The organism is Streptomyces sp. NRRL B-24572 (genome assembly GCF_002156145.1).
Lineage (GTDB): Bacteria > Actinomycetota > Actinomycetes > Streptomycetales > Streptomycetaceae > Streptomyces > Streptomyces vietnamensis.
In genome coordinates this window covers 1-9,849 of record NZ_MWIG01000229.1, presented here as the reverse complement: position 1 = coordinate 9,849, position 9,849 = coordinate 1, and the positions used below count along the sequence as shown (strand labels likewise).

Below are 9,849 nucleotides of genomic sequence, written 5' to 3'. Positions count from 1 at the left end.
TGAACCAACTCGACGGCGGCGGTGGCGGCGGTGCGGCGGGCGGTCAGCCCAATCTCGCCACTGCACCAGCAAAGAAGCGGGCCGCGGCCAACACCATCGAGACCGAGCTGGAGCCGAACACGGGCAAGGCCGCCACATGGGCGGACGCCGCCACCACGGCGGCCGTCGGCGGCTTCGCCGGCTGGGAGACGGCGGCCGGTCTGAAGACCGTCGAGGCCACCTGGGACAAGCAGGTCAAGACGCTCCTGGGCAGGCTCGCGTCCGAGAAGGCCGCCCTGCGCGCCACGGCCGGCACCTTCAGCCAGCAGGAGCTCGACACCCGGGCCCGTATCGCGGGGGTCCAGCCGACCTCCAGCATCACGAAGTACTGAGGGGGCGGACCGTGCTGACGTACTCCGAGATCATGACGACCGACCTGGGCAAGCTCGCCACCGCCGCCGACAAGTGGAACGAGATGGCGGGCGAGCTGGGCAAGGTGGAGGAGCGGTACGGGGAGAGCGTGCAGTCCCTGCCCACCTCGCAGGCCTGGCTGGGCGAGAGCGCGACCGCCGCCCACACCAACTTCACCGCCACGCGGTACGAGTACCAGGCGGCGCAGATCCAGGCCAAGGCCACGGCGACGCTGCTGCGGAACGCCCACGAGCAGTTCGTGGAGCTGAAGAAGCAGTTGGAGAGCGCCCGCGCCGACGCGATCAAGGCGGGCATGAAGGTCTCCGAGGAGGGGCGGGTCTCGTACGACTACGAGCGGCTCACGCCCCAGGAGCGCAGCGCCCTGCACCACGACCCGGACGGCGCGAAGAGCGTCCGGGACGCCGAGGTCGCCTGGGCCGAGCACCTCGACAGCTGCGTCAAGGCCATGGACGTCGCCGACCAGGACCTGAGGAAGGACCTGGAGGCCGTGGTCAAGGACGGCTACGGCAACGAGAACGACGAGACGCTCGGCACCGGCTTCAACGGTGACGCGGGCAAGGTCTCCGCGGCCGACGACAAGGCCAAGGACGACCGGATGAACCTGGCCTGGCTGAAGATGAAGGACGACGAGACGCTCGACGACTACGTCAAGCGCCTCCAGCACGACGGCCTCGCCAAGCTCACCGGAAACAAGGAACTCGCCGACCTGGTCCAGAAGTTCACCGAGGGGACCATCACGGCGGGCGCGTTCGCGAGCGCCCTGACGGCCGCGGGCCTGTACTCGTACAAGCTGTCCAAGGCGCTCCGGCCGCCGTTCGTGCACCCGACCGCGCCCGGCACCTTCCTGTCGAAGCAGTTCAACATGCGGCTCGCCGGGGCGGCTCCGGGCAGCCTGCTCAGCAAGATCCCGCCGGGTCTCGCGACCGCGATCACCGGCTCCGACGAGGCCGCCATGTACGGCGGGTTCATGCGCAACGGCGCCTTCTTCATGCCGACGGCCGCCGAGGCCAACCTGCTGAAGGTCGCCCAGAACGGCGGCCTCGCCAACGCGGCCAAGGCGGCGGGCTTCCTGCGCGGCGCCGGTGTCGTCGGCGGTGTCGCGGCCACCGCGTACGGCGTGGCCAACCTCGCCACGTACAACACGGACATGATCAAGGCGGATCCGGCGAAGTTCGCCACGGACCTCACCGGTACCGCGTTCAGCGCCTCGATGACGGCGCTGACCGTGGCCCCGAACCCGGTCACCCTCGGCCTCGCGGTCGGTACGGGTGTGGCGTACGGCGCGGCGCTGATCTGGGACAACCACGAGGCGATCGGGAAGGGGCTGGAGGCGGCCGGGGACTGGGTCGGCGACAAGGCGTCCGACATCGGGAACGGCGTCAAGGACGGCGCGAAGAAGCTCGGCAGCGCACTGAACCCCTTCGACTGAGCAGGAGCTTGAAAGAGATGCACACGCACGTCACGCCGTTCGACCTCCAGGCGTGGAAGGAGGGGAACCGGCACGACTACCGGGCCGGCTGGAAGGGCGTCTCGCCGGAGTTCGGCGAGATCACGCTGACCTGTCCCCTCCCCCGTACCTCTCCCGAGTCGCTCGTCTCGGAGGTACGCGGCGGGCAGCTGCCGACCGCCTCCTTCGAGGCGCGCGGGATGCACGTCGAGGGGATGAAGCTGCCGGGCCTGAACCGGTCCACGCTGCGAGTCGGCGACCGGGTCGTGTACGTGGAGCGGAACCGTTTCGGCGCGACCCTGGAGCAGCGTGCCCTGGCGATGCGGTACGCGGGCGACCACTACCGGCTCACGGCCCTCGACAAGCACGGCTACGTCCTGAGCCGCGCCGCGGACGACGAGGACCCCGGCGTCCGGATCACCGTCCGCGAGGGCGGGCGCGGCAAGAACCGCAGGCTCTCCGTGCACGTCGACGGGCGGGCCGAGGGCGGGGACCTGTCGCTCGCCCTGATCTTCGCGGGCGTCGACCGCTCCACCCTGACGCAGCTCGGCGCGGTGAAGGCCGGCATCTCCCGCGTGACCCATTTCTGGACCGAGTCCCAGTACTGACCTTCCGACCTCTCTGACGATTGGGCGATCCATGCCTTCCTTCGACGTGACCCGATCCCGCTTCCGGCTGAGCGACGACGAGGTCTTCGTCCTCGCCCAGCTGGCGACCGGTCAGCAGGTCCCCGAGTCCATGGCGGCCGCGGCGGCGCGGCTGCGGGACGCCGGGCTCGCCAACGAGGCGGGGGAGCTGTCCGCGCTCCTGCTGCCGCTGATGAGGACCCTGGTCCATCCGTCCGTGATCGTCTCCCTTGAGGCAGGCGGTCGGCAGGGCGTCCTGCACCACGGGATGCTGATCGGCGACGAGCACGTCGTCTGCCACGAGACCTGGCCGGGCCAGGAGGAGGCGGAGTACCGGCTCGTGGAGCCGAGGACCGTGGTGTGGACGCTCGCCGACCTGATCGCCCTGCGCCAGTCGGACGGGGACGCGGCCGAGGAGGTCGTGGAGACGACGATGGGCGTCCTGGAGGCGGGGCTCGCGGCCCTGGAGAAGGCCTCCTCGACGCCGGGCGCGGACGAGCGGGCCCTGGCCGCGGAGGCGCTGCGCGCTGCGGGAGGCGCCGAGATCGCCCCGCGGCTCGCGGAGCTGATCGTGGAGCTGCGGTCCCAGTGGCGCATGACGGCCGCCTGGCAGGGCGCCCAGGAGGGCGCGCAGGGCGTGGTCGCGCGCGCGGTGGCGGCCTGGGACTGCGGGCCGCTCGGCTACTGGCTGCGGGAGCTCCCCGCCGAACCGATGGCGGAGGGCGCCGCCTCGGAGGGCGACCCGTTCCGGCTGCGCCGGGTCGCCGCCAAGCGGATCTGGCAGGAGCTGACGGCGCTGCTGCCGGACGCGGCGGAGCTGGCCGCGTCCTAGTCGGTCTCCTCTTTCCCGTACGGCTCGAAGTCGATGACGTCCAGCGGGTCCTCGTGGGGGCGTACGAGGCCGGGGAGGCCTTCCGTGCGGAGTTCGCCGCGCAGCCAGGCGAGCAGGGTCCCGGTGAGGGTGCCGGTGAGCGGTGGGCCCTGGTCGGCGTGGCGCGGGACGACGATCAGGGGCCAGTCGTCGGGGGTGTCGCCCTCGGTGAGCCAGCACAGCTGGTCGCCGTCGATGGAGTCGGCGAAGGCGAGGAAGCCGCCCGGCTCGGGCCACGCGGCCAGCGGGTTGTACTGGGGGAAGTCGGCGCGGTGGCCGCGGTAGGTCTCGCCGTACCACTCGGCCCAGGGGGCGAGGTCGTACTGCCCGGTGCCCAGCGGGAAGCCGAAGCGGAGCCACTGGCACCACTCGCCCGCCCCGTACGTCTCCATCAGGCGGACGTACTCGGCGGGGAGGCGGGTGCCGAGGCGTTCGTACAGCCACTCCCAGCTCTGCGGGCCGAGGTGAGGCTCGGCGGGCGGCGGAAGCAGGGCGGTGAGGGTGTCGAAGCCGGTGGCACCGGAGACGAGCGCGGCCCGCTGTGCGGGGGTCGGTTCCGGCCGGCGGGCCGGCGGGGTCCAGGCGTACGCCTCGTCGCCGGCGAGGCCGCTGCGGGCGAGGTGCGGGCGCAGGCCGTCGGAGACGAAGCCGGTGAGGGTGGGCAGGAGGGTGGTGCCGGGGCGGAGCCAGGGGTCCTTGCCGGCGTTCGCGAGGTTCTGCACGTGGACGACGACGGGCCACTCGTCCGGGTCGTCGGAGGCGGTGGTGTCCCAGTACAGGGTGTCGGACATGCGGGTGGCGCCGAAGGGGAGGGCGCCGGGGGCGGCGCGGCGGCCGCTCTCGACGAAGCCCCCGTAGTCGAAGAGGCGCGCGTCGCTGGCGAAGGGGGTGTGCAGCCACAGCCGTTCGCCGATGTCGAGGGGGCCGTAGGCGGTGGCGACGGCCTTGTAGTCGGCGGGCAGCCGCAGGCCGAGCCACTCCTCGACCGCGTCCCAGTCGACGGGTATCGCGAGGCCCTCCGGCGGCGGTCCGAAGAGCTCGGCGAAGGCGGCGACGGCGTCGGCTTCGTCGGGGGCGGTCATCAGGCCCGCCGCGGCGCCGCGATCCCCAGGACCCGGTCCTTCAGCGCCGGGAACTGTTCCCGGGTCGCCCGGACCTTCGCCGGGTCGAGGACGACCCGCAGGATCTCCTCGTCGGGACCGGCCTCCGCGAGGGTCTCGCCCCAGGGGTCGACGACGATCGAGTGGCCGGCCTGCTCCACGCCCGCGTGGGTGCCGGCGGTCCCGCAGGCGAGGACGTACGCCTGGTTCTCGACGGCCCGGGCCCTGGCCAGGAGCGTCCAGTGGGCGCGGCGGAGGGCGGGCCAGCCGGCCGGGACGACGAAGGCCTGGGCGCCGGCGTCGACGAGGCCGCGGAAGAGCTCGGGGAAGCGCAGGTCGTAGCAGGTGGCGACGCCGACGGTGAGGAGCGGCAGGTCGACGGTGACGAGGTCCTCGCCGGCGGCCATGAGGACGGCCTCGCCCTTGTCGAAGCCGAAGCGGTGGATCTTCCGGTAGGAGGCGGCGAGTTCGCCGTCGGGGGAGAGGAGGAGCGAGGTGTTGTAGAGGGCGCCGCCCTCCGCCTCGACGAAGGAGCCGGCGTGCAGCCAGACCCCGGCGTCGCGGGCGGCGGCCGCCATGGCCCGGTGGGTGGGGCCGTTCAGCGGTTCGGACTCGGCGGCGAAGAGGTCGGAGGCGAAGGCCCCGACGGTCCACAGTTCCGGCAGGATCACGAGGTCGGCGCGGCCGGATTCCTCCCGCACGAGCCGCGCCACGCGGGCGCGACGTGCTTCGACCGGTTCGTCCGGGTCTACCGCGATCTGGATCAGCGAGGCGCGCACACTACCACCGTCCTGGCATTCGAGCCGTCAACACCGGCCTACGATCGTCACACGAAAGCACTGCCGGGGTGCCTTCGGGCAGCGTAACTTAGCGTCCGAGCCTCCCACCCAGTCGTGTTTTCAGCCCGCGCACCGAAGAACCGCCGAGGGGTCCCGTGACCGTCCATCCCAGCCTCCAGAACTACGCCGACGCCTGGACCCATTCCATCGAGGCGATAGCCGAGCTGGTGCAGCCGCTCGTGGAGGGCGAGTGGAACCGGCCGACCCCGTGCATCGGCTGGTCGGTGCGGGACATCGTGTCCCATGTGATCGGCATGGAGACGGAGATGCTCGGCGACCCGCGGCCGATCCACTCCCTGCCCCGTGACCTGTACCACGTACGCAGTGACTTCGCCCGCTACATGGAGGTCCAGGTCGATGTGCGGCGGCACCACACCGCCCCGGAGATGACCTCGGAGCTGGAGTACATCCTCATCCGGCGGGCCCGTCAGCTCCGCAACGAGAACCGCTCCCCCGAGCACCTGATCCGCGCTCCCCTCGGCGCCGAGTGGTCCCTGGAGCAGGCCTACCGGGACCGCGCCTTCGACGTGTGGGTGCACGAGCAGGACCTGCGGGCGGCGCTCGGCGTGCCGGGCAACCTGGACTCGGCGGGTGCGCTCGTGGCCCGGGACGTGCTCCTGGAGGCGCTGCCGGAGGTGGTCGCGAAGGACGCCGGGGCGCCCGCGTCCTCGGCGGTGGTGCTCGACGTGACCGGTCCGGTGGAGTTCCTGCGGACGGTACGGGTCGACGCGGAGGGCCGCGGTTCGATCGACGGGGCTCCGTCCCTCGGCCCCGCGGTGACCCTCGCGACGGACTGGGAGACGTTCGTACGCCTCGCCTGCGGCCGGGTCCGGCCGGCCGAGGTGGCCGACCGGGTCAAGATCGAGGGCGACGAGGGCCTCGCGGCGGCGATCCTGGACAACTTCGCGGTGACGCCCCGATAGATCCCGGCGCTCTCCAGGCGGTGGATCGCGGCATTCTCCAGGCGGTGGATCCCGGCGCTCTCCAGGCGGTGGATCGCGGCACTCTCTATACGGGCACGTGCACGGCCTCGACGCGGCTCGCGACGAGCCGTTCCCGCTCCCTGCGGTGGGTGCGGGCCTTGAGGCGGAGGATCTGCACGACGCCGAGGGCCTCCAGGACGAAGACCGAGGAGAACGCGATCCGGTAGTCGTCGCCGGTCGCGTCCAGCAGCACGCCCACGGCGAGCAGCGTCGTCATCGAGGCGACGAAACCGCCCATGTTGACGATGCCGGAGGCGGTGCCCTGACGCTCCGGCGGGTTGGCCGGGCGGGCGAAGTCGAAGCCGATCATCGAGGCCGGTCCGCAGGCGCCGAGGACCAGGCAGAGGGTGACGAGCAGCCACATCGGCGCGTGGCCGGGGTACGCGAGGGTGGTCCCCCACAGCAGGGCGGTCGCCGCGACCGTGCCGAGGGCGAGCGGGGCGCGGGCCGCGTGGTGGCGGGCGATGATCTGCCCGTACGCGAGGCCGACGACCATGTTCGACAGGACGACCAGGGTGAGCAGCGTCCCCGCGGTGGACCGGGACAGGCCCTGCGCCTCGACGAGGTACGGCAGGCCCCAGAGCAGCAGGAACACCATGGCCGGGAACTGGGTGGTGAAGTGCACCCACATGCCGAGCCGGGTGCCGGGCTCGCGCCAGGACTCGGCGATCTGGCGGCGGACGAAGGCGGCGCCCGCGTGGGCGGCCGGCTCCGGCTCGTACCCCTCGGGGTGGTCCTTGAGGAGGAGCAGCAGCAGGACGAGGACGACGACGCCGGCCAGCGAGCTGCCGACGAAGGTGGTCGTCCAGCCGAGGCCGTGCAGGGCGCGGGCGATGAAGACGGTGGAGACCAGGTTGCCGGCCATGCCGAAGAGGGCGGCGACCTGGCCGATGAGCGGGCCGCGGCGGGCGGGGAACCAGCGGCTGCCGAGCCGCAGGACGCTGATGAAGGTCATGGCGTCGCCGCAGCCGAGGAGGGCGCGGGAGGCGAGCGCCGTGCCGTACGAGGGGGAGAGCGCGAAGCCCAGCTGGCCGGTGGTGAAGAGGACGACGCCGAGGGCGAGGACCTTCTTGGTGCCGAGCCGGTCGACCATGAGGCCGACGGGTATCTGCATGCCCGCGTAGACGAGCAGCTGGAGTATGGAGAAGGTGGAGAGCGCGGAGGCGTTGACGTCGAAGCGGTCGGCGGCGTCGAGTCCGGCGACGCCCAGGGACGTGCGGAAGATGACGGCGACGAAGTAGACGGCGACGCCGACGCCCCAGACGAGGGCGGCGCGCTTCCCGCCGGGCGGGTCTCCGGGCAGGGACGGGGCGCTCACCGGGCCTCACCCCGGACGAGGACCTTGACCCAGCTGAGGTGCTGGCGGACGCAGGTGGCGGCGCCTTCGACGTCGCCGGCCTTGATGCGGTCGAGGATCTCGGCGTGCTCGGTGATGTTCTTGGCGACGCGGTCGGGCTGGGACTGCATCACGGCGACGCCCATGCGCAACTGGCGGTCGCGGAGCTGGTCGTAGAGGCGGGCGAGGATCTGGTTGCCGGCGTGCTTGACGATCTCGGCGTGGAAGCAGCGGTCGGTGACGGCGACCTCGGCGAGGTCCCCTGCCTCGGCGCGCCGCTTCTGCTCCTCCAGGAGCTCTTCGAGGCGGGCGATCAGGGTGGCGGGCGCGGGCACGGCCCGGCGGACGGCGAACTCCTCGACGAGCAGCCGGGTCTCGACGACGTCGGCGATCTCCTGCGCGGAGACGGCGAGGACGAGGGCGCCCTTCTTCGGGTAGAGCTTGAGGAGCCCTTCCATCTCCAGCTTGAGCAGCGCCTCGCGGACGGGGGTGCGGGACACCCCGACGGCCTGGGCGAGTTCGCCCTCGGTGAGGAGGGTGCCTCCCTCGTAACGCCGGTCGAGTACGGCCTGCTTGACGTGCATGTAGACGCGGTCGGCGGCGGGTGGCTGCTTCGTGGGCAGGGGGGCGGGACCGGCTGGCGCTGATGGCATGCGCACAGAATAGATACAACAGGGGTGCAACAGGCAGCCGCGTCCGCATCCTGGACTGCTTACCGGAGTCTCACCGGAGCCGGTGGTCGTAGTAGTCCTCGCCGCCGACGAGGACGGAGGTGAAGTGCACGGGGAGGCCGTCGGGCCGGCGCGGGACCTCCTGGGAGGTGCGGCGGGTGAAGCCGAGCGAGAGGCCGGGGACGAACGGGTCCTCGCCGTCGGCGTCGTGCGCCGAGAGGCCCTTCAGCAGCTCGTCGGCGGGCGTACGGAACACGTCGACGCCCCCCAGGAGCACCCGGGTCGAGCTCTCCCGCCGCTCCCCCGGCCACCACAGCTCGACGGCCGTGACGGTGTTCTCCTCTTCCAGGAGCACCTCGACGCCGACGCGGTCGCAGGCGGTCGAGACGGTCACCGAAACGCGGTTCGGCCGGGTGCGCACGCGGGGCTCGCCCCGGGGGGAGACGGCGGCGACCGCCTCGTCGAGGGTCATGCCGAGGCGTACGGGTCCGGCGCCGTGGGGCGGTTCGAGGGGGAGGTCCATGCCCTGAACCCAAACATCCGGTGGCGGCTGGTGCCACCACCGGATGTTTCACGTGAAACGGTCACATGGGGCGTCAGGCCCAGGTGATGAGCCTCTTCGGGTTCTCCAGGATCGCGGCGACGTCCGCCAGGAACTTGGAGCCGAGCTCGCCGTCGACCAGGCGGTGGTCGAAGGAGAGGGCGAGGGTGGTGACCTGACGCGGCTTCACCTTGCCCTTGTGGACCCACGGCTGGAGCTTGATCGCACCGACCGCGAGGATCGCGGACTCGCCGGGGTTCAGGATCGGCGTACCGGTGTCGACGCCGAAGACGCCGACGTTGGTGATGGTGAAGGTGCCGCCCTGCATCGCCGCCGGGGTCGTCTTGCCCTCGCGGGCGGTGGCGACGAGCTCGCTCAGGGACCGCGAGAGCTCGGGCAGGGTCTGGGCGTGCGCGTCCTTGATGTTCGGCACGATCAGACCGCGCGGGGTGGCCGCGGCGATGCCCAGGTTCACGTAGTGCTTGAGGACGATCTCCTGGTTCGCCTCGTCCCAGGCCGCGTTGATGTCCGGGTTGCGCTTGGCGGCGACCAGGACGGCCTTGGCGATGATCAGGAGCGGGTTGACCCGCAGGCCCGCCATGTCCTTGTCGGACTTGAGCTCCTCGACCAGCTTCATCGTGCGCGTGATGTCGAAGGTCACGAACTCGGTGACGTGCGGCGCGGTGAAGGCCGAGCCGACCATCGCCGCCGCCGTGGCCTTCCGTACGCCCTTGATGGGGATACGGGTCTCCCGGGCGTCCGACGCGGCGGCGGGCGCCGCCTGGACCGGAGCCGCGACCGGGGCGGGGGCCGCCACGGGCGCCGGGGCCTCGACGACCGGGGCGGGCGCCGGGGCGGCCGCCGCGTGGACGTCCTCGCGGGTGATGATCCCGTCCGGGCCGGTCGGGGTGACCGTCGCCAGGTCGACGCCGAGGTCCTTGGCAAGCTTGCGCACCGGCGGCTTGGCCAGCGGCCGGTCGCCGGTCACGGGGCCGTGGCCGTTCAGCTGCTCGGGGACCTGGAC

Annotated in this window: 11 protein-coding genes; 5 read left to right on the top strand and 6 right to left on the bottom strand. The window is 72.2% G+C overall.

The features are described 5' to 3' along the window. From CCN56_RS43170 to CCN56_RS14240, 4 genes are all read left to right on the top strand, one after another. Positions 1–371 (top strand): hypothetical protein (locus tag CCN56_RS43170; protein ID WP_086826994.1); only part of this gene is annotated, 371 nt, incomplete at its 5' end. An 11-nt stretch (positions 372–382) separates the two neighbouring features. Then, positions 383–1,840, top strand: a complete 1,458-nt coding sequence (locus CCN56_RS14250) for a hypothetical protein (RefSeq protein ID WP_086826993.1) — start codon at positions 383–385, stop codon at positions 1,838–1,840. A gap of 17 nt (positions 1,841–1,857) precedes the next feature. Then, the gene (locus tag CCN56_RS14245; RefSeq protein ID WP_086826991.1) at positions 1,858–2,466 is read left to right on the top strand and encodes a hypothetical protein; all 609 of its coding nucleotides are present in this window, start codon (positions 1,858–1,860) and stop codon (positions 2,464–2,466) included. 31 nt (positions 2,467–2,497) lie between these two features. After that, positions 2,498–3,316 (top strand): histidine kinase, encoded by an 819-nt coding sequence (locus CCN56_RS14240; protein WP_086826989.1) that lies wholly within the window; start codon positions 2,498–2,500, stop codon positions 3,314–3,316. Here the strand turns inward: CCN56_RS14240 and CCN56_RS14235 are convergent. Further along, complete coding sequence (locus CCN56_RS14235) at positions 3,313–4,437, bottom strand: SMI1/KNR4 family protein (protein ID WP_086826988.1); 1,125 nt, start codon at positions 4,435–4,437, stop codon at positions 3,313–3,315. The two genes, CCN56_RS14240 and CCN56_RS14235, sit on opposite strands and share 4 nt — an antisense overlap. Continuing rightward, the gene (locus tag CCN56_RS14230; RefSeq protein WP_086826986.1) at positions 4,437–5,234 is read right to left on the bottom strand and encodes a carbon-nitrogen family hydrolase; all 798 of its coding nucleotides are present in this window, start codon (positions 5,232–5,234) and stop codon (positions 4,437–4,439) included. Before CCN56_RS14230 ends, CCN56_RS14235 begins: the two co-directional genes overlap by 1 nt. 155 nt (positions 5,235–5,389) lie before the next feature. Here CCN56_RS14230 and CCN56_RS14225 point away from each other — a divergent pair, with 155 nt between their 5' ends. Then, positions 5,390–6,217 (top strand): maleylpyruvate isomerase family mycothiol-dependent enzyme, encoded by an 828-nt coding sequence (locus CCN56_RS14225; RefSeq protein WP_086826985.1) that lies wholly within the window; start codon positions 5,390–5,392, stop codon positions 6,215–6,217. 85 nt (positions 6,218–6,302) lie between these two features. On the opposite strand, the gene CCN56_RS14220 is transcribed toward CCN56_RS14225, so the two are convergent. The 4 genes from CCN56_RS14220 to CCN56_RS14205 all read right to left on the bottom strand — a co-directional run. Next, entirely contained in the window at positions 6,303–7,595 is a 1,293-nt protein-coding gene (locus CCN56_RS14220; RefSeq protein ID WP_086826983.1) for a nitrate/nitrite transporter, read from the bottom strand. After that, complete coding sequence (locus CCN56_RS14215; RefSeq protein ID WP_086826981.1) at positions 7,592–8,266, bottom strand: GntR family transcriptional regulator; 675 nt, start codon at positions 8,264–8,266, stop codon at positions 7,592–7,594. Before CCN56_RS14215 ends, CCN56_RS14220 begins: the two co-directional genes overlap by 4 nt. Positions 8,267–8,336: 70 nt before the next feature. Beyond that, complete coding sequence (locus tag CCN56_RS14210) at positions 8,337–8,807, bottom strand: hypothetical protein (protein WP_086826979.1); 471 nt, start codon at positions 8,805–8,807, stop codon at positions 8,337–8,339. 73 nt (positions 8,808–8,880) lie between these two features. Further along, the coding region (locus CCN56_RS14205; RefSeq protein WP_107484151.1) for a dihydrolipoamide acetyltransferase family protein at positions 8,881–9,849 on the bottom strand (969 nt) is incomplete at its 5' end.